Source organism: Embleya sp. NPDC056575 (assembly GCF_042793325.1).
GTDB lineage: Bacteria > Actinomycetota > Actinomycetes > Streptomycetales > Streptomycetaceae > Embleya.
This window is the reverse complement of sequence record NZ_JBHTVA010000005.1, coordinates 235069-258760: the sequence shown is the minus strand read 5'-3', so window position 1 is coordinate 258760 and position 23692 is coordinate 235069. Positions and strand designations below refer to the sequence as shown.

General features: G+C 71.6%; 22 protein-coding genes. 10 read left to right on the top strand and 12 right to left on the bottom strand.

The features are described from left to right. Positions 1-75: 75 nt before the first annotated feature. The 3 genes from ACFRCG_RS05935 to ACFRCG_RS05925 form a co-directional block, all read right to left on the bottom strand. Entirely contained in the window at positions 76-852 is a 777-nt protein-coding gene (locus ACFRCG_RS05935; RefSeq protein WP_380029188.1) for a glucose 1-dehydrogenase, read from the bottom strand. A 111-nt stretch (positions 853-963) separates the two neighbouring features. Continuing rightward, positions 964-1728 carry a glucose 1-dehydrogenase gene (locus ACFRCG_RS05930; RefSeq protein ID WP_380029186.1) on the bottom strand — a complete coding sequence of 255 codons (765 nt, stop codon included), beginning with the start codon at positions 1726-1728 and terminating at the stop codon, positions 964-966. 134 nt (positions 1729-1862) lie between these two features. Further along, positions 1863-3002 carry an LLM class flavin-dependent oxidoreductase gene (locus ACFRCG_RS05925; RefSeq protein WP_380029184.1) on the bottom strand — a complete coding sequence of 380 codons (1140 nt, stop codon included), beginning with the start codon at positions 3000-3002 and terminating at the stop codon, positions 1863-1865. 118 nt (positions 3003-3120) lie between these two features. On the opposite strand from ACFRCG_RS05925, the gene ACFRCG_RS05920 reads away from it, so the two are divergent. Then, complete coding sequence (locus ACFRCG_RS05920; RefSeq protein WP_380002971.1) at positions 3121-3702, top strand: PadR family transcriptional regulator; 582 nt, start codon at positions 3121-3123, stop codon at positions 3700-3702. Between the two features lie 185 nt (positions 3703-3887). Here the strand turns inward: ACFRCG_RS05920 and ACFRCG_RS05915 are convergent, their stop codons facing one another. The 9 genes from ACFRCG_RS05915 to ACFRCG_RS05875 all read right to left on the bottom strand — a co-directional run bounded on the left by ACFRCG_RS05915 (position 3888) and on the right by ACFRCG_RS05875 (position 12630). Further along, the gene (locus ACFRCG_RS05915) at positions 3888-4529 is read right to left on the bottom strand and encodes a histidine phosphatase family protein (RefSeq protein ID WP_380003156.1); all 642 of its coding nucleotides are present in this window, start codon (positions 4527-4529) and stop codon (positions 3888-3890) included. After that, positions 4526-4948: a ribosome silencing factor gene (rsfS, locus tag ACFRCG_RS05910; RefSeq protein WP_126638526.1), complete on the bottom strand. Its 423-nt coding sequence runs from the start codon at positions 4946-4948 to the stop codon at positions 4526-4528. Before rsfS ends, ACFRCG_RS05915 begins: the two co-directional genes overlap by 4 nt. Before the next feature lie 162 nt (positions 4949-5110). After that, positions 5111-7294 (bottom strand): LytR C-terminal domain-containing protein, encoded by a 2184-nt coding sequence (locus ACFRCG_RS05905; RefSeq protein WP_380029182.1) that lies wholly within the window; start codon positions 7292-7294, stop codon positions 5111-5113. Continuing rightward, positions 7291-7893 (bottom strand): nicotinate-nucleotide adenylyltransferase, encoded by a 603-nt coding sequence (gene nadD / locus ACFRCG_RS05900; RefSeq protein ID WP_380029181.1) that lies wholly within the window; start codon positions 7891-7893, stop codon positions 7291-7293. The genes ACFRCG_RS05905 and nadD overlap by 4 nt, the downstream gene beginning before the upstream one ends. Positions 7894-7935: 42 nt before the next feature. Further along, complete coding sequence (locus tag ACFRCG_RS05895) at positions 7936-8769, bottom strand: carbohydrate ABC transporter permease (protein WP_380029179.1); 834 nt, start codon at positions 8767-8769, stop codon at positions 7936-7938. Further along, positions 8766-9698: a carbohydrate ABC transporter permease gene (locus ACFRCG_RS05890; protein ID WP_380029176.1), complete on the bottom strand. Its 933-nt coding sequence runs from the start codon at positions 9696-9698 to the stop codon at positions 8766-8768. The genes ACFRCG_RS05895 and ACFRCG_RS05890 overlap by 4 nt, the downstream gene beginning before the upstream one ends. Beyond that, complete coding sequence (locus ACFRCG_RS05885; protein WP_380029174.1) at positions 9695-10984, bottom strand: extracellular solute-binding protein; 1290 nt, start codon at positions 10982-10984, stop codon at positions 9695-9697. Before ACFRCG_RS05885 ends, ACFRCG_RS05890 begins: the two co-directional genes overlap by 4 nt. A gap of 116 nt (positions 10985-11100) precedes the next feature. Then, the gene (locus ACFRCG_RS05880) at positions 11101-12345 is read right to left on the bottom strand and encodes a TerD family protein (protein ID WP_380029172.1); all 1245 of its coding nucleotides are present in this window, start codon (positions 12343-12345) and stop codon (positions 11101-11103) included. Between the two features lie 135 nt (positions 12346-12480). Continuing rightward, complete coding sequence (locus ACFRCG_RS05875; RefSeq protein WP_170222196.1) at positions 12481-12630, bottom strand: hypothetical protein; 150 nt, start codon at positions 12628-12630, stop codon at positions 12481-12483. A gap of 159 nt (positions 12631-12789) precedes the next feature. On the opposite strand from ACFRCG_RS05875, the gene ACFRCG_RS05870 reads away from it, so the two are divergent. The 9 genes from ACFRCG_RS05870 to ACFRCG_RS05830 all read left to right on the top strand — a co-directional run bounded on the left by ACFRCG_RS05870 (position 12790) and on the right by ACFRCG_RS05830 (position 23683). Further along, positions 12790-13875: a M48 family metallopeptidase gene (locus tag ACFRCG_RS05870; RefSeq protein WP_380029169.1), complete on the top strand. Its 1086-nt coding sequence runs from the start codon at positions 12790-12792 to the stop codon at positions 13873-13875. Positions 13876-14110: 235 nt separating this feature from the next. Continuing rightward, positions 14111-14926: a hypothetical protein gene (locus ACFRCG_RS05865; protein ID WP_380029166.1), complete on the top strand. Its 816-nt coding sequence runs from the start codon at positions 14111-14113 to the stop codon at positions 14924-14926. A gap of 72 nt (positions 14927-14998) precedes the next feature. After that, positions 14999-15868 carry a TIGR03936 family radical SAM-associated protein gene (locus tag ACFRCG_RS05860; protein WP_380029228.1) on the top strand — a complete coding sequence of 290 codons (870 nt, stop codon included), beginning with the start codon at positions 14999-15001 and terminating at the stop codon, positions 15866-15868. 150 nt (positions 15869-16018) lie between these two features. After that, positions 16019-19639 (top strand): Rne/Rng family ribonuclease, encoded by a 3621-nt coding sequence (locus tag ACFRCG_RS05855; RefSeq protein WP_380029164.1) that lies wholly within the window; start codon positions 16019-16021, stop codon positions 19637-19639. 210 nt (positions 19640-19849) lie between these two features. Then, entirely contained in the window at positions 19850-20164 is a 315-nt protein-coding gene (gene rplU / locus ACFRCG_RS05850) for a 50S ribosomal protein L21 (RefSeq protein ID WP_380029162.1), read from the top strand. A gap of 11 nt (positions 20165-20175) precedes the next feature. Further along, positions 20176-20430 carry a 50S ribosomal protein L27 gene (gene rpmA / locus ACFRCG_RS05845; protein WP_020550744.1) on the top strand — a complete coding sequence of 85 codons (255 nt, stop codon included), beginning with the start codon at positions 20176-20178 and terminating at the stop codon, positions 20428-20430. 109 nt (positions 20431-20539) lie between these two features. Further along, positions 20540-21985, top strand: a complete 1446-nt coding sequence (gene obgE / locus ACFRCG_RS05840) for a GTPase ObgE (protein WP_380029160.1) — start codon at positions 20540-20542, stop codon at positions 21983-21985. A 144-nt stretch (positions 21986-22129) separates the two neighbouring features. Then, positions 22130-23233, top strand: coding sequence for a glutamate 5-kinase (gene proB, locus ACFRCG_RS05835; protein ID WP_380029226.1), 1104 nt, complete (start codon positions 22130-22132; stop codon positions 23231-23233). Between the two features lie 45 nt (positions 23234-23278). Continuing rightward, the gene (locus ACFRCG_RS05830) at positions 23279-23683 is read left to right on the top strand and encodes a hypothetical protein (RefSeq protein ID WP_380029158.1); all 405 of its coding nucleotides are present in this window, start codon (positions 23279-23281) and stop codon (positions 23681-23683) included. Positions 23684-23692: the final 9 nt, after the last annotated feature.

Sequence of the window (23692 nt, the reverse complement as noted above, 5' to 3'; positions counted from 1 at the left end):
CCCACACCGTCCACGGAAACCACGCCATCCACCGGACCTGCCCCGCCCGTCACCGACGCGGCGCGATCAGCCGCCTCACTGGCCCATCACGTACTTGACCGTCGGCCCCGTGGTCCACCCGCCGTCCACCGCCAACTCCGCACCCGTCACATAGGACGCCGCGTCGGAGAGCAGGAACGCGACGGCGGCGCCGATCTCGCTCGGCTCGCCGACCCGACCCATCGGGGTGTTCGGGTAGTTGCCCTCGCCCTCCCGGATGCCCACCGAGGACGTCATCGGGGTGTAGATCATGCCGGGGTGGACCGAGTTGACCCGGATCCGCGCCGGGCCCAACTCCACCGCGGCGACCTTGCTCATGCCGCGTACGGCCCACTTGGACGCGCCGTAGGAGCCGGTCATCGCGAGCCCCATCAGGCCCGCCGCGGAGGAGATGTTGACGATCGATCCGCCGCCGTTCGCCTTCAGATGCGGGATCACCGCCTGCATGCCCAGCCAGACGCCGGTCAGATTGACCTTGATCACGAATTCGAAGTGTTCGAGCGTCTCGGTGTCGAACATCGCGCCGGTGGACACGCCGGCGTTGTTGACCAGCCCGTCCACCCGGCCGAACTCGGCCACGGTGAAGTCGACGACGGCCTTCCACTGTTCCTCGCTCGTCACGTCGTGCCGGTGGAAGCGAGCCCGCGCGCCGAGTGCGGCGGCCGTCTCGGCCCCTTCGTCGAGCAGATCGGTGACGACCACCCGGCCGCCGCCGTCGACGATCTGCTTGGCCGCCGCGGCGCCGAGGCCGCGGGCTCCGCCGGTGACGATGACGACCTTGTCGGTCAGATTGGGACCCTGGAGTTCAGCCATGATGCGTTCCTTCGATCCGTGCCCGCCGACTTCTCGGCTCGCATTTGCATAGCACAACCAAGCAAATCGAAACCCGACCGAACGGTTGCCGGCCGACCTTCGCTGCCGCCGCTACCCCCGCACCGGCGGCACGATGCCCGCCATCGAACCGCCGTCGATCACGAACTCGGTCCCGGTGATCCACGAGGACGCGTCGGAGGCCAGGAACACCACCAGTTCGCCGATGTCCTCCGGCTCGCCCACCCGACGCAGCGGCACGGTGGGGAAATTGCCCGGCCCGCGCGTGAAGCGGTTGCCGATCATCGGCGTGTCCACGGCGCCCGGGTGTACGGAGTTGACCCGGATCCCGTACTCGCCCAGCTCCAGGGCGGCGGTCTTGGTCAGACCGCGGACGGCCCATTTGGAGGAGCCGTAGGCCGCGTGCCCCGGGATGCCCTGGAGGCCGGCGAGCGAGGAGATGTTCACGATCGACCCGCCGCCGTTCGCCCGCATCAGCGGCGCCACCGCCTGGATCCCGTGGAACGTGCCGAACAGGTTGACCTTCAGGATCCGGTCCAGACCCTCCGGCGTCTCCTCCAGGATCGGCTTGGTCCACATGATCCCGGCGTTGTTGACCAGCACGTCCACCCCGCCGAACTCCCGCACGGCCAGCTCCACGACGGCCGCCCAATCCGCCGCGTTCGACACGTCGTGCCGCGCGAATCGGGCCTCGGGGCCGATCTCCTCGGCGACCCGGGCGCCCTCGTCCTCCAGCAGATCGGTCAGCACGACGCGGGCCCCGCACCGGGCGAACAACCGCGCCTCGGCCTCACCCTGGCCCCGCGCCGCACCGGTGACGATCGCCACCTTGCCGGTCAGATCGATCGAGTCGCTCACGGTGATTACCTCCCAGTCGTCGGGCCTTCGGCCCCGGGTCGGCCGGATCCGGTCCCCCGCCCCGGACCCGGCCGGTCGGTCTCGCTCGGGACACCGGCGCAAGCGCGCCGTGTCCCGAACGAAGTCTCGATCCCTCAGGCCCCGTACTTCGCGCGGAAGTGCGGAATGACCCGCTCCCCCCAGATCCGGATCGTCTCCATGCAGTCCGCCTGCGGAACCGTGCCCATCTGGATCAGGCACATGATCTCGTCGGCCCCCGCGTCGATCAGCTTCTGGACGTAGCCGATCGCGTCCTCCGCCGTGCCGTACGCGTGGTTCACGTTGTAGGTGGCGGTGGCGTTCACCGTGACCGGGATCTTCGCCTCGTGCAGCATCGCGACCTGCTGTTCGGCGGCCTCCTGGATGACCGCCACCTCGTCCCGGCCCTCGACCACGGCCTCGTCGGGGATGCCGGACCTGCCGCCGGAGAACCAGTGCGCGATCGACTGGGCGAAGAAGCGCTGGCCGCGCGCACCCACCTGGCGGGCTCGGGCGCCGTCCTCGGAGACGATCGTCGGGCACAGCGCGACGAGGTGGTCGTTGGTCACCGAGGACACGAACCGCTCGCCGGTGCGCTCCTTGATCGCGTCCCGGTAGATCCGGTTGAGGTTGGCCACCTCCTCCGGACCGGCGAAGCCGAGCACCAGCGCGCCGACGCCGTACTCCGCCGCCTCGACCAGGCTCGGCTGCTTGCTGCAGGCCAGGAACAGCGGCGGGTGCGGGGTCTGCACCGGACGCGGCAGGATCGGGTGCGAGCCCTCGATGTCCAGCACGTCGCCGTGCCACACCAACTCGTCCTGCTGCCACGCGGCGCCGATGATCCGCAGCGCCTCCTCCACCTGGGCCTTGGTCTGCTCGATGTCCACGCCGCACAGCGAGGACTCCTGGAGCGTGCCGCCGCGGGCCGCGCCGACGTCGAGCCGGCCGCCGGAGAGCGTGTCCAGCATGCCGATGCGCTCGGCGACCCGGGCCGGGTGGTTGAAGTTGAACGGCATGCAGACCGCGCCGTGGGCGATCCGGATCCGGCTGGTGCGCGCGGCCACCCAGGTCAGGAAGATCTCCGGGGCACTCATGTGCGAGTACCACTTCGTCGAGTGGTGCTCCACGGCCCAGATGCGGTCGAAGCCCATGCGCTCGGCGTATACGGCCTGCTCCACGGAGTCGAGGATGACCTCACGCTCGTGTTCCGCCGTGGGGTTGGCCATCTGGGCTTCGAAGATCATCGAGAACTGCATGCCGTACTCCTGGTGCGCGAGGCGTGGAATACTTCAATTAGATGTATGACGACCAGTCAGGTCAATAGCCGGCTGACGTAGAATCAGAAAAAGTCGCCGCGTATCGATGGAGGCCACGATGACGGGGGATCCGCTCCCGAAGCTGCCCGCGACCGCGTGGGCCGTGCTCGGCCTCTTGTCGTTCCCGGGCGAGCGCTCCGGCTACGACCTCAAGAAGTGGGCCGACGCGTCCCTGCGCTTCTTCTACTGGAGTCCGGCGCTCAGCCAGATCTACAGCGAGCTCAAGCGCCTGGAGCAACTCGGCTTCGCCGTCTCGCGGATCGCCTCGCAGGACGAGCTGCGCAACAAGCGGCTGTACCGCATCACCGACTCCGGCCAGGAGGCGCTGGCCACGTGGGCGCGCGAGACCCCGGCGGGGCCGCCCGTGCTCAAGCACGGCGTCGCGCTGCGGGTCTGGCTCGGCCACCTCAGCGAGCCGGAGGAGCTGCGCAAGACCCTGGTCGAGCACCGCGACTACGCGGCGAGCACGCTGGTCGAGGTGCGCGCGAGCGAGGACACCGCGCAGGACCGCTGGCCGTTCCCGGCCCTGGTGCTCAAGTGGAGCGAGCGCTACTGGCAGGCCGAGCGCGATCTCGCCGACGGCATGCTCGCCGACCTGGAGGACCTGTACCGCAAACAGGGGGGCGAGGCCGCCGGGTGAGGACTCGGCGAGGCGACGGGGGACAAAGCGGGGGATGAAGCGAAAACGGTCTCGGGGGCGGGGGGGTTCACCGCGCCGTGGGCCGGCCAGTTAGGGGGGGGGGGCGGGTGCGGGGGGGGGGTTGTCCCCCGGGCCCCGAGACCGTCACATGTCTCGCGTCTCTCGCGTCTCTCGCGTCGCGACCGTCAGACGTCGTCCCCGATGACCGGTTCCGGCAGCGTCCCCGCGTTGTGCTCCAGCAGGCGCCATCCCCGGGCTCCCGGGCCGAGCACCGACCAGCAGCAGTTGGACAGCGCGCCCAGCGCGCCCCAGGTCTCCCGGGGCAGGCCCAGCAGCGCGCCGAGGCCGCAGCGGATCGCGCCGCCGTGCGAGACCACCACGAGCGTGCCGTCCTCGGGCAGCTTCTCGACCGCGAGGCCGATCGCCTCGGCCATACGCTCGGCGACCTCGCTCTCCAGCTCGCCGCCGCCGCGCCGGACCGGTTCGCCGCGTCGCCAGGCGGCGAACTGCTCGGGGAAGGTCGCCTCGATCTCGCGATTCGTCAGCCCCTGCCACTCGCCCGCGTAGGTCTCACGCAGTGCGGGGTCCAGGGTGACCGGCACGTCGACCAGCCGGGCCAGCTCCGCCGCGGTGTCCACGGTGCGGGTCAGGTCGGAGGACACGATCGCGTCCGGGCGCAGCGCCGCGAGCAGTCGGGCCGAGCGCCGGGCCTGGGCCAGGCCCTCGTCGGTCAGCGGGATGTCGGTCTGGCCCTGGAAACGCCGCTCGACGTTCCACGTGGTCTGGCCGTGCCGCCACAGCAGGACCCGCCGGCCGGTGCCGCTCAGAGCGCGCCCTCCGCCGCCCCCGCCGCCTCGGCGGCCCTGGCCTGCTCGTTGCCGCGCAGCACCGCTTCCGGCAGCTCGATCCGCGGGCAGTCCTTCCACAACTTCTCGAGCGAGTAGTAGGCCCGCTCCTCGGCGTGCTGGACGTGCACCACGATGTCGATGTAGTCGAGGAGGATCCAGCGCCCTTCGCGCTCGCCCTCGCGGCGGACCGGCTTGGCGCCGAGCCCGCGCAACGCTTCCTCGACCTCGTCCATGATCGCCTTGACCTGTCGGTCGTTGGACGCGGAGGCGAGCACGAACACGTCGGTGATCGTGACCACCTCGCTCACGTCGTAGGCGACGACGTCGGTGGCGAGCTTCTCTGCACATGCCACGGCAGCCGCGGTGGCGAGCTCCAGGGCGTGGGGGGTTGCGGTCACGATTCGCTTCCTGCGGACGACAAGGGGATTACCGTTCAGGGTCTCACACGCGGGGCGTGCGACGGCGACTCGTTATTTCCCGACCGGCCCGGCCGGAGCCGACCCGGCCCGCTTCCCGGCCCACCGGTCCACGCGGGACCGGCGGGCCGGGAGGCGCCGCCGCTACGGCTTGGGCGCTTCGAACGTGTAGTCCTGGCCGAGCGTGACCACCACGTCCGCCAGCATCTCCCCTGTCGCCTTCTTCACCGAGGTCGGCGGCAGGTGCAGGGTCAGCGCGGCCTGTTCCGCGTCGACCTTGCGGGCGTCGTTGGAGTACTGCACGACCGACGTGGGCTGTGCGCGCTTGCCCGACGCGCCGCCGGGGACGTACGTGACGCCCGCGTTCAGCAGCTTGGCGTGCGCGTCCTCCTGGGCGCCGTTCTTGCCGCTCGCGTCCTCGACCATCACGCGCGCGGGACCCGCCTCGACCCGGCCCTGGCGCACGGTGCCGCCCAGCAACTCGCGCACGATCGGAACGGCGGCGTTGATGTCCAGGATGCCCTCCGGCGACACCGGCAGCGCCCGGACCTGCAACAGCTTCGCCTGGGTCGCCTTGGCCAGGTTCGCCAAGAGGGTGCTGAGCTTGTCGTCGGGCAGCGAGGGGTCCGGCAGGTTGGCCATGTTGGCGAGCAGCGTCAGGACCGCGTCGGGCTGGGTCGGGAACGCGGTCAGCAGGCCCTGGAGGACCCGGCCGAACCGGTCGCCGGTCACCGTCGGCGACTCGCCCGGCTGCTTGTACGTGGCGAACGCCAATGCCGCGACCCCGTTCGCCGGGTTGCGGCCCTGTCCGACCAGGACCTTGCCGTCCTGGCCCTTGACCTCGACGTCGGCGTTGAGCTGGATGCCGCCCGCGAGGTCGACCAGGCCCTGCAGGACCGGCTCGGAGACCACCCAGGAGCCGTCCAGCTTGACCCCGAGCAGGTCGGACAGCGCGTCCCGGGACGCGCCGGGGCCCTCGTCGGCCATCAACTGGCCGAGCGGGAAGGAGCTGTTGTCGGAGTTGACGATGGTGACCGAGGACACGCTGACCATGGACGCGGTGTTCTTCGCCGGGTCGACGGTGAGCAGCGCGTTGGCCGAGGCGCGGCCGTCCTTGCCGCGCAGTTGCACCAGCACGCCGCCGTTCTTGCCCGGCGCGGCGACCTTCTTCTCGTCCCGCAGCCAGGTGTCCCAGGCGAACCAGCCGCCGACACCGAGCAGCGCCACCGCGATCACCACGACGAGGGCGATCAGCCGGGTCCGGATCGCCCGGCGCTTCTCGTCCCGGCGCTCGGAGCGCGTCTCGGCGAAGGAGAGCCAGTCGATGACGTCCTCGGCCTGCTCGCTCTCGTCGTCGACGAAGGCGAACTCGTCCGAGCCGTAGCCGGGTCGCCCCGGCCGCCCCGGACCCGGACGACGCGTCCTCGGCGGCGGCACCCGGCCGTCCCCGGTCGAGCCGGCCTCGGCCCTCGCGGCGGACGAGCCGGCGGCGGGCGGGGCGGACGCGGCCGCGTCGGCCTTCGCCCCCGTTGACCGCGAGCGCGACGGCCGCACCGGCGTCGATCCGGCCGCGACCCCGATCGAGGTCGGGTCCGTACCGGCCACCGGCACCGACGCGGCCGGCCCGGGCCGGCTCGCGGGCACCACGGGGGGCGTGGGCTGCGCGGGGGCGGCGGCGGGGGGCTGCTCGTAGTACGCGGTGGGCTGCTGCGGTTCGGGGCGGCCCTGCTGCCCGTCCGGGTCCGGGTATCCGCCCGGGTTGCCCTGCTGCGGATACACCTGCCCCGAAGGGGCCGCCGGATCGTAGGCGTTGGGGTTGTACGCGTTCGGGTCGTAACCGGCGTTCGGGTCGTACGCGTTGGCGTCGTAGCCGCCGGAGGCGTAGTCGGTGGAGCCGTAGGTGCCGGGGGTGTACGCGCCGGGGGCGTAGGCGCCGGCGTTGGGGTCGTAGCCCGTGCCGTAGCCGCCGCTCTGGTCGTACGTCCCCGCGCCCGCTCCCTGGCCGTACCCGTTCGGGTCCTGACCGGGGCTCGCCGCCGGATAGGCCCCGGACCCGTACCCGTTCGCGTCGTAACCACCCGCGCCGTAACCGGTGTTCGGGTCGTAGGCCGCGTTCGGGTCGTAACCGGCGTTCGGGTCGTACGGGTATTGCTGCGGCGCGAAGTTCACCGGTTCGAGACCCTCGGGGCCCGATCCGGCCGGCGGTTGTGCGGGGTATCCCGGGTGTCCGCCGTCGCCCCGCCCGGGGCCGTACGGTTCCTGCGCCTGCCCGCCGTCCCCTCGCTCGGTGCCGTAAGGCTCCCACTCGCGCCGGTCGTCGTTGCTCACGAAGCTCCCCGGTACAGCCCCCGCTTGCTGATGTATTGAACGACCCCGTCCGGTACCAGGTACCAGACCGGATCGCCCCCGGCCACCCTTGTACGGATGTCGGTCGACGAGATGGCCAGTGCGGGGACCTCCACCAGGCTCACGCCGCCGTCCGGGAAACCCGGGTCGGACAGAGTGTGCCCCGGACGGGTGCAACCCACGAAATGCGCGAGCTCGAACATCTCGTGCGCGTTGTGCCAGGAGAAGATCTGGGACAGCGCGTCGGCGCCGGTGATGAAGAATATCTCGGTGCCCTCGGGCGAGGACTCGCGCAGGTCGCGCAGGGTGTCGAGGGTGTACGTCTCGCCCTCGCGGTCGATGTCCACCCGGCTCACCGAGAACCTCGGGTTGGACGCGGTGGCGATCACCGTCATCAGGTACCGGTCCTCGGGCGAGGACACGTCCTGCGCGGACTTCTGCCACGGTCGACCGGTCGGCACGAACACGACCTCGTCGAGCCCGAACTGGCCCGCCACCTCGCTCGCGGCGACGAGGTGCCCGTGGTGGATGGGATCGAAGGTGCCGCCCATGACACCGACACGTCTGTTCCGCTCGCTCATGGCGCGAGAATCTATCGTTCCGCGCTCCCCGAGCGCGCGCCCCTACTCCTTGACCGCCCCCGAGGTGATCCCCGCGACGATCCGCTTCTGGAAGACGAGCACCAGGACGATCACCGGAATGCTCACCACGACGGAGGCCGCCGCGATCGCGGCGGTGGGCTGCTGGAACTGCGAGGCACCGGTGAAGAAGGCCAGTGCGGCGGGCACGGTACGGGAGTTGTTGGTCGAGGTCAGCGACACCGAGAAGACGAAGTCGTTCCAGGCGAAGAAGAACACCAGGATCGCGGTGGTCACCACGGCCGGCACCGCCATCGGCGCGATCACGTGGCGAAAGGCCTGCCACGCGGAGGCGCCGTCGATCCGCGCGGCGTCCTCCAGGGCCCACGGGATCTGCTTGAAGAACGAGGTCAGCGTCCAGATCGACAGCGGCATGGTGAACGACAGGTAGGGCAGGATCAGCCCGATCCAGGTGTCGAACAGGCCGATCGTGCGCCACATGTCGAACAGCGGGCCGACCACCGCGATGGTCGGGAACATCGCGATCGCCAGCGCGCCGAGCAGGATCAGCCGCTTGCCCGGGAACTCCATCCGCACGATCGCGTACGCGGTGCCGGTGGCGCAGGCGACCGCGATCGTGGTGGCGATCAGCGAGATGCCGATCGAGTTGCGCAGCGCGTCGGTGAAGAGGTTGTTGCGAAAGACCGTGCGGTAGTTGTCCAGGCTCCAGGTCTTGGGCAGGAACTGTGCGTTGTTGATGTCGTCGCCGCCCTTGAAGGACAGCGAGAGCATCCAGGCCAACGGCAGCACGGTGATCCCGATCACCACGACGCTGACCAGGGTGCGTACACCCTCGCGGGCCGGGCTTGGCTGACTCACGCGGGGCTCCCGAGCTTGCTCACGTCGGTACGGAAGAGCTTGATGAACAGGAACGCGATCAGCAGCACGCAGGCGAACAGCAGTACCGAGATCGCCGAACCCAGGCCCAGGGCCGTGCGGCTGACCAGTTGGCGGTAGGCCAGGAAGGACACCGTCTCGGTGTCGTTGGCACCGCCGGTCATCACGAAGACCGAGTCGAAGATGCGGAACGCGTCCATGGTCCGGAACAGCAGCGCGACCAGGATCGCCTGCTTCATGATCGGCAGGGTGACCCGGGTGAGCCGCTGCCACGGCCCCGCGCCGTCCACCCGCGCGGCCTCGTGCACGTCCGGGGAGACCTGGATCAGCCCGCCGAGCAGCAGCAGCGACATGAACGGCGTGGTCTTCCAGATCTCCGAGAGGGCGATCACGAACAGCGCGGTCCAGCGGTGGTCGAACCAGGCGACGTCGGTGCCCAGCCAGTCGTTGACGAACCCGGTGGACGGGTCGAACGCGTAGCGCCAGGCGTAGGCGGAGACGACCGTGACGATGCCGTACGGGATCAGCACGATGGTGCGCAGCGTGCGGCGCAGGTACAGGGCGCGCTGCATCAGTTGGGCGAGCCCGAAGCCGATCACGAACTCGACCGAGACCGTGACCACGGTCAGCGCGAGGGTGGTCCACACGTCGGTCCACCACAGCGGGTCCTTGAGCACCACCCAGTAGTTCGACAGACCCGCGAACGAGTCGGCGTCGGGCGTGGTCAGCCGCTTGTGGAAGAGCGAGAGCCACACGGCGTCGACCAGCGGCGCGATCGCGACCGCGAGCATGATCAGCACGGCGGGCGCGGACAGCAGCCATCCGGTGCGGCGCATGCGCTGCGCGTGGTCGAGCTGCTTCCGGGGCTTCCTGTGCCGAGGCGCGGTGCGGGTCGCGGATGCCGTGCTCACAGCAGCACCTTGTCGTGCAGGACCCCGGTGATGAGGTCGTCGGTGGCGCCGGGGGCGGAGTTCGGGTCGACGTCGGCGGGCGGGTGGTACTCGCGCTGCACCGACGCGGAGACGTCGTTGTAGTAGGGCGTTCGCGGACGCGGGCCGGCCTGGTCCAGGGACTCCTTGATCAGATCCGCCATCGGCAACGCCGCACGTACGCCCGGATCGTCGTAGGCCGCGGCCCTGGCCGTGGTCTCCTTCGACTCCAGCATGTAGGTGATCTGGTTCTCCAGGGTGCCCGCGCAGCGCACCGCGCTCACCGCCTCGGCGGCGTGTTTGCCGTATCGGCTGACGCCCAGTGAGATCCCGCCGAACGGCGGCCTGGACGGCTTGTCCGGGTCGGTCCGCGGGTAGCGCGCCCAGCCGTAGTCGTCCAGCACCTCGCGCGAGAGTTGGCCGCCGGCGACCGCCTCGGCCGCGGCGCCGCGGGCGTATGTCCAGTTGATCATGAAGCCGCCGGAGTCGGACTGGAACACGGTCCGGGTGTCGTCCTCGATCGAGGTGGCCAGGTTGGCCGGTGCGGCGGAGGAGCGGCCGAGGCGGCGCATCACCTCGGCGGCCCGCTTGCCCGCGCCGCCCTCGCGCAGTGTGGGCTTCAGGTCGACGCCCTTCTCCACCTCCCGCACGATCGCCCCGCCGGCGCCGGTGACCAGGCCGTTGACCCACACGGTCAGGCCCTCGTAGCGCTTGGCGGGCACCGCGACGGTCTTGTGCGTCTTCTCCGCGGCGGTGATCAACTCGTCCCAGCCGATCGGCCGGGTGAGGTCGAGTCCGGCCTCGGCGGCCACCGACTTGCGATACCAGAGGAGTTGGGTGTTGGCCCGGAACGGGGCGGCGACCAGCCGCCCCCGCCACCCCGAGGACTCCACGGCGCTGCTCAGCATGCCGTCGGTCAGCGTCGGGGCCTCGGCCTCCGTGAACGGACGCAGGAAGCGCGCCTCGGCGAACTCCGGTACGAAGACGGGGTCGAGCGCCATCACGTCGATCGAGGAGTCCTTGGCGGCGAGCCGGCGCACCAGTTGCTCGCGCTGTCCGGACGCGTCGGTGGGCAACACCGAGACCTTGACCCGATAGGCGCCGCCGGACGCCCGGCTGCACCGGTCGGCGAGCTTTTGATAGGCCCCGTTGTCCGGCGGTACGTACCAGTTCAGCTCGGGCGGCCCCGAACCGCCGCCCCCGCACCCGACGACGACGGAGGCGACCAGCGCGAGTGCGACGGCCAGAAGCCCGTGACGACGAGGCATGTGGTTCACCTGATCAGCAGATCAAGGAACCGATCCCGATCCCGCCAACTCCCCCGAACGGTGGCGTGTCGGTGGCGGGAGGCGTGGGTGGGCAGGGGGTGCGGGGCGCCGCCGGGTCAGTCGGGGATCGTGGCCAGGGTCCAGGCGCCGTCGGCTTCTATCTCGATCAGGCAGGGGCCCTTGGGCAGGATCGACTCGCCCTCGTAGTCGCCGATCACGTTGGCCAGGGTGCCGAGGTATGCCTCGTCGTCGCCGTGCTCGGTGAAGGTGCCGACGATGAAGTTGCTGCCGCCGGCGTGCGTCATCGCGACCACCGTGCGGGGACCGGCCCAGCGCACCGTCTCGGGGCCCGTGCCCTCCAGCCGGTCGGTGAGCGGCCGGGCGGCCTCGGGGGTGAGCAGTCGCACGGTCCACGCGCCGTCGGCCTCGATCTTCAGGCGCGAGGTACGTGTGCCGCGCTCGTCCACCAGGGCCCGGCCGCGGTGCGCGCCGATCGTGTTGGCCAGGAGCTTGTCCGTCTCCAGGTCGGCGTCCAGCGTCCAGACCACGAAGTTCTCGGTGCCCCGGGCCTCCAGCTCGACCAGGAAGGGGCCGGCGTCGACGGGGCGCTCGATGGAGAGGACCCGGTCGCCGCGGCCCTCGTACTCGACGGCGGGCGCGGGGCGGGGCGAGCGGGGGCCGGCGTCGGCGGGCTCGGCCGCGGGCGCGGCTTCCGATTCCGGCAACTGCTCGGCTGGGAGCGGCGGTTCCGCCACGACGTCGACCGAGGCGGCCGGCGCGGGTTCGGTGTCGGACTCCCCGGCCGGTTCCGGTGCCGGCTCGGCGTGCGCCGCCGTGTCCGGTACCACCGGGTCCGCCATCGCCGCGGCCGTGAACAGCACCTGGTCGGGCTCCGCGCCCAGGTCCCGCACCAACTGCTCCAGGCCCGCCTCGTAGCCCTGTCCCACCGCGCCGAACCGCCACCCGTCCCGCCGGTAGACCTCGGCCAGGATCAGCGCGCGCTCCCGGGTCAACTCGCCCGTCGGCAGCACGAATCGGCCGATCTCGCCGTCGGCGCCGAGCAGGCGCAATCGCGACCCGGCGCCGAACCCCGGCGCCTGCGCGCCGATCGCGAACACCAGTCGGTCCACCGCGTCGTCCACGGCGGACAGGTCCACGTGGAACTCGGCCGTCCCGGTCCCGCCGGCCACGAGCGCGACCGCGCTCGTCAGCGACGCGGGCCGGGCGGTACAGACCACGTCCAGATCCGCCGTCCCGAGGCTGAAGCAGTACGCGGCCAGGCCCTCGCCCGACACGTCGAACTCCACCCTGATGGCCGAATCGTCCAACCTCGTCTTCTCGCCCATGGCGAACGTACGCATCGAGCCCTCCCCGGCCTCCCCTGACCTGGCGTCACCTTAACGCGCATGACGAAACGCCGGGCGGCAACGGGGCACCCGGCGCGGACAGGGAGGTTCGACGAACCGGACGTGGCCGTCCGGGTTCGGACCGAGGGCTCAGCGGTCCTTGTTGAAGCGCGTCACGACGAACAGCAGGATGAGCAGCGTGGCCAGCGCACCGATGCCGGCACCCAGCGCGTTCAGGTTCTCGTGCTTGCCGCTCTCGTTGGCCAGCGTGGTGAGGACGGTCGTGGCGTGCTGGGTCATCCGTGGTCAGCCCTTGCGTAGTTTTTGCCGACGTGTGCGGACGACATCGTACGGGCGCGGAGGGTGAGGCGCGCGGCCAGGTTCCGGGGATGACCCTCGGCCCCGGGGCGTGGACGCGCCTAGGGTGGAGGTGGATTGCTCGAGGCTAGGGGGCGCAGCATGCCGGACGACAAGACGATCGGACCGTTCGAGGGACGCCGACGATTCCCCGGGATCTCCTCCCGGGCCTACGAACACCCCTCCGATCGTGCCGCGCTGGTGGCGATGCGCCGGCTCAGCGGTTTCGATCTCGTGCTCAAACAGATGTCGGGATTGGTGTCCGAGCGGGCGATCCGACTCGCCTTCCTGGCAGGTTCGGTCCGGGTGGGCGAGCAGCAGTTCCACCGCCTGCACGAGATGGCCCGCGAGTCGGCGTACATCCTGGATCTGCCCACCGTGCCCGAGCTGTTCGTCACCCAGGACCCGCAGCCGAACGCGATGGCGATCGGCATGGACAAGCCGTTCATCGTGGTCACCTCGGGTCTGGTCGAACTGCTCGACGACGACGAGATGCGCACGGTCATCGGGCACGAGACCGGGCACATCCTGTCCGGACACGCGGTGTACCGCACGATGTTGCTGATCCTGACCCGGTTCGCCGCCGCGCTGTCCGGGATCCCGCTGGGCACGATCGGCGTGCACGCGATCATCACCGCGTTGCAGGAGTGGTTCCGCAAGTCGGAGGTGTCCTGCGACCGGGCGGGCCTGCTGGTCGGTCAGGACCCCGAGGTGTCGATGCGCGCGCTGATGAAGGTCGCGGGCGGCTCGCAGCTGCACGAGATGAGCACCGACGCGTTCCTGGAGCAGGCCGCCGAGTACGAGGGCGCCGGCGATCTGCGCGACAGCGTGCTCAAGTTGATGAACCTGCTCGGGCGTTCCCACCCGTTCCCGGTGGTCCGGGTCGCCGAACTGCGCAAGTGGGCGGACGGGGACGACTATCGGCGGATTCTGGCCGGTGAGTATCCGCGTCGCGAGGACGACCCGAACGCGTCGGTGCGCGAGGAGGCCAAGGCCTCGGCGAACGCCTACCGCGAGTCCGTACGCACCACCACGGACCCGCTGTTCGGCCTGCTGCGCGACCTCGCCGACGGCGCGGCGGACGCGGGCGGCAAGCTCCGGGACCGGTTCACCGGCCGCCGCGACGAGCCGGGGGCGACGCCGGACGGTGGCACGGCGCCGACGAGCGGGGGCAAGCGGGCGGAGTGACCCGGGAGCGGGGCCGGGTCGGCTCTCGGGCCCGGCGGAGTGGCCCGCGTGAAGTCGCCCGCGTGAGGTGGCTCGCTCTCCCTATATATAGGCGCCACACGGGCCACACCCGTGAACACCGACGACGGAGGCGGCCGGCCGCAGCCGGCGACACTGCCAAGTAGTCGGATGGTCACATAAAGCAGCAATGCCGGTCCCACCTCCCCGTCGGGGGCGGGACCACTAATCTTCCCGGGTGACTGCAAACGGGGAGCAACCGGATCGGGTGCCGTGGCAGCCGTCCCGCGAGAATCCGCCACCGGGCCGGCCTGAGCCGCCGGCCCGGCAACACCACGCGGACCACGCGTACCCGCCTCGCACCGGCCCCGAGCCGGGCGAGGGTTGCCTGTACACGGTGGTCCGCTGGCCCGCCCGGATCATCGCGCTGATCATCGTGGTTCCGCTGCGCCTGCTGTGGGAGTTGGTGCGGCTGATCGGCAGGGGGATCAAGTTCCTGTTCTGGGACTGGTTCCTGCGTCCGATCCTGCGGGGGCTGAAGAAGCTGCTGTGGGACTGGTTCCTGTACCCGGTGCTGAGCTTCGTCGGCCGCTACATCCTCGTCCCGCTCGCCAACGCCCTCGCGTGGGTCTTCACCCGGCTGATCCACCGACCGCTCGCCTTCCTGTTCCGCTACCTCCTGCTCGTGCCCGGCGCGTGGTTGTGGCGGCACGTACTGCGGCCGATCGGGCGCGCGACGCTGCTCGCGCTGCGGTTCGCGTGGGACGTCTCCACCGCGGTGCTCAACTTCCTGATCGTCCGGCCGCTGTCCTGGTTGTGGCGCGCGGTGCTGGTTCCGATCGGTCGCGGCATCGCGGTGGTGTGGCGGCATCTGGTGGTGCTGCCGGTGGCCTGGGCCTGGCGCAACGTGCTCACGCCGATCGGCAGGGCCATCCGCGCCGTATGGCGGGTTCTGGTCGTGGCGCCGTGCCGCTGGGTCGGTCGGGCCGTTCTGCGGCCGATCGGCAGGGCCACGTCAGAGGTGCTCCGAGCCCTCGGAATCGGGGGGCGCTGACCCGACCCGTCCCATGGCCGTAGGCTTGGACCGACTTCTGCCCATCCATCTCGAGTCAAGGACTGAGCGAAACTGGCACGACGTACGCCCGAGGGACCGCCGCCCGCGCCGACGGTCCAGCGACTGCGCCTCCGGTATACCAAGCGCGGCCGCCTCCGGTTCACCAGCCACCGGGATTTCCAGCGCGCGTTCGAGCGGGCCCTGCGTCGGGCGGAAGTGCCGATGGCCTACTCCGCCGGTTTCACCCCCCACCCCAAGGTGTCCTACGCGGGAGCGGCGCCCACCGGCGTCGCCAGCGAGGCCGAATATCTCGAGATCGGCGTGGCCACACACTGTGACCCCGCCCGTCTGCGGGATCTGCTGGACGCGTCGCTGCCGAGCGGTCTCGACATCGTCGAGATCGTCGAGGCACAGGGCGGCAACCTCCCCGAGCGCCTGGAGGCGTCGGTCTGGGAGCTGGCCCTGGACGGGGTCGCTCGCGAGGAGGCCGAGCGCGCGGTCACCGCGTTCCTGGCCGCCGAGACCGTCGAGGTCCAGCGGATGAGCAAGAACGGAATGCGCACATTCGACGCCCGCGAGGCGGTGATCGCGCTGACCGTCACCACCCCCGACGCGAACGACGCAGGTCACCAGGGTGTCGATGCGGGTAGTGCCGCACCCTGTGCGATACTGCGATTGGTTGTCCGGCACACCACACCCGCCGTTCGACCCGACGACGTTCTGTCCGGTCTTCGCACGGTCGCCGAACTTGTGACGCCCACCGCCGCCGCGGTCACCCGCCTGGCGCAGGGGCCGCTCGACGCCGCGACCGTTTCGGTGACCGACCCGCTCGCGCCCGACCGCGCGACATCGGCGGTGGAGCACACCTCGCAGGGGGGCGAGGAACTCCGAACCGGCCCGCAGGGCGGTGCAGAACCCGTCGTCGAAGCCTCGAATCGGTGACGACCGGGTACACGAGGCCCAAGGCTTGAATTTCCGACAGACTTATCGCCCGGATCACGGCCGCAAGGCCGGGACCGGCGAGTGAGAGAGAAGCTTCCGCGCGGCGCCCTGCGTTGGAGCGCCCGGAAGCGTGACGGGAGACAGACCCGCATGCTCGACACCGAGCCCAACGACACGCCTGAGACATCAGGTACTTCCGGGGTGGTAAACCCCGGTACCGACAACGACAGCAGTACGAAGGACGACACGGCCACGACGTCGGCACCCCGCCGCCGTCGGCGCGCCGCCAGTCGTCCGGCCGGACCGCCGAGCGTGCCCTCTCCCGAGGCCGCGCCGGTTCCGGCTGCCGTGACGCCCGAGGCGCCCGCGCCCGCCGGCGAGGCCGACGAGGAGGAGCCGGAGGTCGACGAGACCGCACCGGTCGACGCCGCGCCGGAACCCGAGCCGGAGCCGGAGCCCGAGGCGCCGCGACGGACGCGGCGTACCCGCAAGCGGGTGACCGCGCCGGTGACCGACACGGCCGCGATCGCGGTCACGCCGACGGAGGCGGTCGAGGCCGCGCCGGCGGAGGTCGCCGCCGAGGCCGCCGCGCCGGCCGAGGAGGAGGCGCCGCGTCGGGTCCGGCGGACCCGCAAGCGGGCCGCCGTCGCGCCCGAGGCGGCCCCGGAGGAGGTCGCACCCGAGCCTGTCGCCGAGACCGCGCGGGCCGAGGCCCCGCAGGACGAGGCTCCGCAGGGCGAGGCCGAGGAGGCGCCGCGGCGGACTCGGCGTACCCGCAAGCGTGCGGTGCCGGCCGTCGAGGAGGCCGAGGCGACGCCCGTCGCCGAGGTCGCGCCGGTCGTCGAGGCCGAGCCCGAGGCGGCCGCCGAGCCGGCGGCCCCGTCGTCCCGGCGCAAGACGCCGCCGCCGGTCTTCCAGCCGCTGTTCCAGGCCCCGCAGGCGGCGGTCTTCGCGGCGCCGCAGCGTGCCGCCGAACCGGTCGCCGCGCCGGCCCAGGACACCGCCCCGGCCGAGCCGGAGACCGCACCCGAGGAGCCGCGCAGCCGGCGTCGCCGGCGACGCGCGCTGCCGGACGAGGTGCACGGCGCGGCCGAGGCCGAGCCGCAGGACTCGCGCTACCAGGACGAGCAGGAGCGGCACCCGGGCCGCGCGGTCGCCACGGCCGAGCCGGTCGAGTCGACCGAGGAGCCCGAGGGCGCCGAGGCGCACGAGACGCACGAGGACGAGACCGACGGCGACCGCCCCACCCGTCGCCGCCGGCGCGGTGGCCGACGCCGCCGCGGTCGTGGTGACGACGGCGCCGAGGACCACGGCTCCGACGAGGACGACGAGCACCGCATCGAGGGCGTCGGCGACGGTCCCGACGAGGACGCCGATCCCGACGACCCGGGCGACGCCGGCGCGACCACCAGCAGCCGCCGTCGCCGGCGGCGCCGCCGTCGCGACGGAGCCGCCGACGAGCCCGCCGGCGAGCCGCAGGACGATCCCGAGCGCACCGTGGTCAAGGTCCGCGAGCCGCGCAAGCGCGACGTGCTCGCCGACAGCCCCACCGACGAGGTGCAGGGCGTCAAGGGCTCGACCCGTCTGGAGGCCAAGAAGCAGCGCCGCCGCGAGGGGCGCGAGCAGGGCCGCCGCCGGGTGCCGATCATCACCGAATCGGAGTTCCTGGCCCGCCGCGAGGCGGTCGAGCGGGTCATGGTCGTGCGCCAGAACGGCGACCGCACCCAGATCGGCGTGCTCGAGGACGACGTGCTCGTCGAGCACTACGTGAACAAGGAGCAGGCCACCTCCTACGTCGGCAACGTCTACCTGGGCAAGGTCCAGAACGTGCTGCCGTCGATGGAGGCCGCGTTCGTCGACATCGGCAAGGGCCGCAACGCGGTGCTGTACGCCGGTGAGGTCAACTTCGAGGCCGCGGGCTTCAGCGGTCCGCGCCGGATCGAGGCCGTGCTCAAGCCCGGCCAGTCGGTCCTGGTCCAGGTCACCAAGGACCCGATCGGCCACAAGGGCGCCCGGCTGACCAGCCAGGTCTCGCTGCCCGGTCGCTACCTGGTGTACGTGCCCGAGGGCACCATGACCGGGATCAGCCGCAAGCTCCCGGACACCGAGCGGGCCCGGCTGAAGACCATCCTCAAGAAGATCGTTCCGGAGAACGCGGGCGTCATCGTGCGCACCGCCGCCGAGGGCGCGACCGAAGAGGACCTGACCCGCGACGTGACGCGGCTCCAGGCCCAGTGGGAGGACATCAAGAAGAAGTCCAAGATGATCACGACCAGTTCGCCCTCGCTGCTGTACGGCGAGCCGGACATGACGGTCCGGGTCATCCGCGACATCTTCAACGAGGACTTCTCCAAGCTGATCGTCTCGGGCGACGAGGCGTGGGGCGTCATCCACGAGTACGTCGGCCACGTGGCCCCCGACCTGGCCCCGCGCCTGTCGCGGTGGACCAGCGAGGTGGACGTCTTCGCGACGTACCGCATCGACGAGCAGCTGATGAAGGCGCTGGACCGCAAGGTCTGGCTGCCCAGCGGCGGCTCGCTGGTGATCGACCGCACCGAGGCGATGGTCGTGGTCGACGTCAACACCGGGAAGTTCACCGGTCAGGGCGGCAACCTCGAGGAGACCGTCACCCGCAACAACCTGGAGGCGGCCGAGGAGATCGTGCGCCAGCTCCGGCTGCGCGACCTCGGCGGGATCATCGTCGTCGACTTCATCGACATGGTCCTGGAGGCCAACCGCGATCTGGTCCTGCGCCGGCTGATGGAGTGCCTGGGCCGGGACCGGACCAAGCACCAGGTCGCCGAGGTGACCTCGCTCGGCCTGGTCCAGATGACCCGCAAGCGGGTCGGCCAGGGTCTGCTCGAAGCCTTCTCGGAGAACTGCGAGCGGTGCAACGGGCGCGGCGTGATCGTGCACATGGACGCGCCGGAGACCAAGGGCCACGGCAACGGCGGGCACACCCACGGCGGCAACGGCGCGGCGAGCGGCGGTGGGCGGCGCAAGCGCAACAAGGGCCACGCCGACCGCAACGGCAGCGGGCCGATCACCGAGATCCTCGAGACGGACGAATCGGTCGAGCGGGACGTGCCGGAGTTCGACGAGGTCGTCGAGGTGCCCGCGGTCGCCGAGGCGTTCGAGGACGTCGAGGTCGTCGAGGTGGCGGAGCCGGCCGAGGCCGCCGAGGTCGTCGAGGCGGAGATCGTGCCGGAGCCGGTGGCGCCGGTCGAGGTCGTCGAGACCCCGGTGGCGGAGGCCCCCGAGGCCGAGCCCGCGGTGATCGAGGGCGCGGACGTACCGGCCGAACCGGTCGCGGCGGCCGAGCAGGCCGACGAGGCGGAGGAGGCCCCCGCGCCGGCCAAGCGGGTGCGCAAGGCCGCCGCCAAGAAGACGGCCGCCAAGAAGACCGCGGCCAAGACCACACCGGCGAAGAAGACCGCCGCCAAGGCGCCCCGGAAGTCGGCCAAGAAGGTCGCCGCCGAGGCGGCCGAGGCCGAGGCGACGGAGTCGGCCGTGCCCGAGGTCGCCCCCGAGGCGGCGCCCGAGGCCGCACCGGCGGCGCCCGCCAAGGCGCGGAAGGCGACCAAGCGGGCCGCGAAGACCGCGGCCACCGCCGAGCCGGCGACCGAGGCTCCGGCCGAGGCCGAGCCCGCCAAGCCGGCCAAGGCCGCCGCCAAGCCGCGCAAGACGTCGCGGCGGGCGACCCGGCCCGCCGGCCCGCCGGAGGGTGCCGTGGACGGCGCCGAACCGGTGACGGCGGCGAGCGGAAGCTGAGCCGTACCGGGTCCGCTCCGGGGTGGTATCCCCGGGGCGGACCCGTTTGGCCTTCGGCCCCGGGCATCCTGTAACCTTTGCCCTTGGTGTGCTTAGGCACAGGCTCCTGAGCAACCACCCTCCGGATCGCAAGCTTCGGAGGAGGCCCCCGATTTCTGTTCGGTGTGGCTGGCTTCAGGGGCTCGGACCCTGCAGAGAGAGAGATCCACGGTGTACGCGATCGTTCGCGCCGGTGGCAGGCAGCACAAGGTTGCCGTCGGTGACGTCGTCCAGGTCGACCGCATTCGCGGTGCGGCGGGCACGGCAGTTGAGCTCCAGGCCATTCTCGTCGTAGACGGTGAAGCCGTGACGAGTGACCCGTGGGTCCTCGCGGGTGTGAAGGTGACGGCCGAGGTCGTCGACCACACCAAGGGCAAGAAGATCGACATTCTGAAGTACAAGAACAAGACCGGTTACCGCAAGCGCATGGGTCACCGCCAGCAGCACACCCAGCTGAAGATCACCGGCATCAACTCCGGGAAGTAGGGAGCAGCGACATGGCACACAAGAAGGGTGCATCCTCCACCCGGAACGGCCGTGACTCGAACGCGCAGCGCCTCGGCGTCAAGCGCTTCGGCGGCCAGGTCGTCAACGCCGGCGAGATCATCGTCCGCCAGCGCGGCACGCACTTCCACCCCGGCACCAACGTCGGTCGCGGCGGCGACGACACGCTGTTCGCGCTGTCGGCCGGCGCCGTGCAGTTCGGCACCGCGCGCGGTCGCCGCGTGGTGAACATCGTCCCGGCGGAATAATCACGCCGCGGCATTCGCTTCGACACCCGAGGGCGGACCCTATTCGGTCCGCCCTCGGGTGTTTGTCCACAGTGTTCGCTCCCCACCGGGGAGCCGAGGAGGAATCCACGTGACGACCTTCGTCGACCGCGTCGTGCTGCACGTCGCGGCGGGTAACGGGGGCCACGGCGTGGCCTCCGTGCACCGCGAGAAGTTCAAGCCGCTCGGCGGCCCCGACGGGGGCAACGGCGGTCGCGGCGGCGATGTCACGCTGGTCGTCGACGCCAACACCACCACGCTGCTCGAATACCACCACCACCCGCACCGCAAGGCCACCAACGGCAAGCCCGGCGCCGGCGCCAACCGCACCGGCCCCAACGGCAGCGACGTGATCCTGCCCGTGCCGGACGGCACCGTGGTCAAGCGGCTGCTCCCCAACGGCGACGAGGAATTCGTCGAGGACCTGGTCGGCAACGGCGCCAGCTACGTGATCGCCCAGGGCGGTCGCGGCGGCCTCGGCAACGCCGCGCTGGCCTCGCCGCGCCGCAAGGCCCCCGGCTTCGCGCTGCTCGGCGAACCCGGCGAGGCCGGCGACTTCGTCCTGGAGTTGAAGACCGTCGCCGACGTCGCGCTCGTGGGCTTCCCCAGCGCCGGCAAGTCTTCGCTGATCGCCACGCTCAGCGCCGCGCGGCCGAAGATCGCCGACTACCCGTTCACCACCCTGGTGCCGAACCTGGGCGTGGTCACCGCCGGCGACGTCGTCTACACCGTGGCCGACGTACCCGGCCTGATCCCCGGCGCGAGCGAGGGCAAGGGGCTGGGCCTGGAGTTCCTGCGGCACGTGGAGCGCTGCAAGGCACTGGTGCACGTCCTGGACTGCGCGACGCTGGAGCCCGGCCGCGACCCGATCACCGACCTGGACACCATCGAGGCCGAACTCGCCGCCTACGGCGGCCTGGAGGACCGGCCCCGGATGGTCGCGCTGAACAAGGTCGACGTGCCCGACGGCAGCGACCTGGCCGACCTGGTCAAGGCCGAGTTGGAGGCGCGCGGGCTCCAGGTGTTCCCGGTCTCCGCGGTCAGCCGCGCGGGGCTGCGCGAGTTGTCCTTCGCGATGGCCGCCCAGGTACAGAGCGCCCGCGACTCGGCGCCCGCGCCGGAGGCCACCCGCATCGTGCTGCGCCCGACCGCGGTCGACGACAGCGGCTTCACCGTCACCCGGCGCGACGAGGCGTTCATCGTGCGCGGCGCCAAGCCCGAACGCTGGGTGCGCCAGACCGACTTCGCCAACGACGAGGCGGTGGGCTACCTGGCCGACCGGCTCGCCCGGCTCGGGGTCGAGGAGGCCCTGTGGTCGGCGGGGGCCGTTCCCGGCGCCGAGGTGGTCATCGGCGACGACGTCACCGGCGTGGTCTTCGACTGGGAGCCGACCGTCGCGGCCGGTGCCGAGATGCTGGGTCGACGCGGCGAGGACCACCGCCTGCAGACGCACCGCCCGGCGGTGGATCGGCGCCGCGAGCGTGCGGCGATCGAGACGCAGTACGAGGAGTTCGACCCGTTCTCGGACGACTCCTGACGCACGCCGTGGTGCGATGGCTTTCCCCCGACAGCGCGGTCCGGTGGATTTCCGCCGGCGCGCGGTCCGGGTGACCTTCTCGAATTTCCCGACCGGAAAGCGGGGCCTGAAGTGCACAGTGGGGCCGACGCGGCGCGCGAGGACGTGACCTCCGCGCGCCGCATCGTGGTCAAGGTCGGTTCGTCCTCGTTGACGACCGCGCAGGGTGGCCTGGACCCGGATCGAGTCGACGTCCTGGTGGACGTGATAGCCGCCAAGCGGGCCGAGGGGATCGAGGTCGTCCTGGTCTCCTCCGGCGCGATCGCCGCCGGCCTCGCGCCGCTGGGCCTGGCCCGCCGACCGCGCGACCTCGCCACCCAGCAGGCCGCCGCGAGTGTGGGCCAGGGACTGCTCGTGGCCCGCTATACCGCCTCGTTCGCCCGCTATGGACTGCGGGTGGGCCAGGTGCTGCTCACCGTCGACGACGTCACCCGCCGCGCGCACTACCGCAACGCCTACAACACGCTGGACAAGCTGCTGGCGATGGGCGCGGTGCCGGTGGTCAACGAGAACGACACGGTGGCCACGGAGGAGATCCGCTTCGGCGACAACGACCGGCTCGCGGCCCTGGTCGCGCACGTCGTGCACGCCGATCTGCTGGTCCTGCTGTCGGATGTGGACGGGCTGTACGACGGCGACCCGGCGAAGCCGACGTCCTCGCGGGTTCCGTTCGTGACCGGTCCGGCCGATCTCGAGGGCATCGAGATCGGCAAGGCCGGCAAGTCCGGGGTCGGCACGGGCGGGATGGTCACCAAGGTCGAGGCGGCGGGCATCGCCACCTCGGCGGGCATCCCCGTGGTGCTCACCGCGACCCGCTTCGCGTCCGACGCGCTGGCCGGCAAGGACACCGGAACCCTCTTCCACCGCACCGGAGTTCGCACCGCCGACCGGCTCCTGTGGCTGGCTCACGCGAGCACCGCGCGCGGCCGGCTCGCGCTCGACCCCGGCGCCGTGCGGGCCGTGGTGGAGCGGCGCAGCTCGCTGTTGCCGGCCGGAATCACCGGTGTCCAGGGCGGTTTCGTCGCCGGTGATCCGGTGGACCTGGTTGACGAAAACGGTCACATCGTGGCCCGCGGACTGGTCAACTTTGATGCGAAGGAACTGCCGGGCCTGCTCGGGCGATCCACGCGGGAGTTGGCCCGGGAGCTGGGTCCGGCCTACGAGCGCGAGGTCGTCCACCGCGACGACCTGGTGCTGCTGCGCCGCTGAGCGACGACCACCGAAGATCAGCAGCTCGCCGACGGGAGGCCGGCCGTGCCGGAGCGTGGGGACCGCCCCTGGGGACAGCCGACGACGCCGGCGCGGACCGAACCCGACGGCGCGGGCCGAATGTGGCACATCACGCTGACCCTGGCCGGCCCACCGGGCGACCCCGAGGACGTGCGGCGAGCGCTGGAACGCCTCGCCCACGAACACCCGTTCCTGCTCGCCGGCCGCTACGCCGCCGACCACGCCGAGGTGCGCTACTGGGAGGAGGCCCCCAACCTCCACGACGCCGCCGCGATCGCGCTGCGCCTGTGGGGCGAACACCGCCGGAGCGCGGACCTGCCTCCGTGGGAGCTGATCGGCCTGGAGGTCGTCGACCGCCCCACCTACCAAAAACGTGCCGCCGCCCCGGCACCCCTCCCGATCCGACCGGGCCGCGTACAGCCGTTCTGAGCGTCGCTA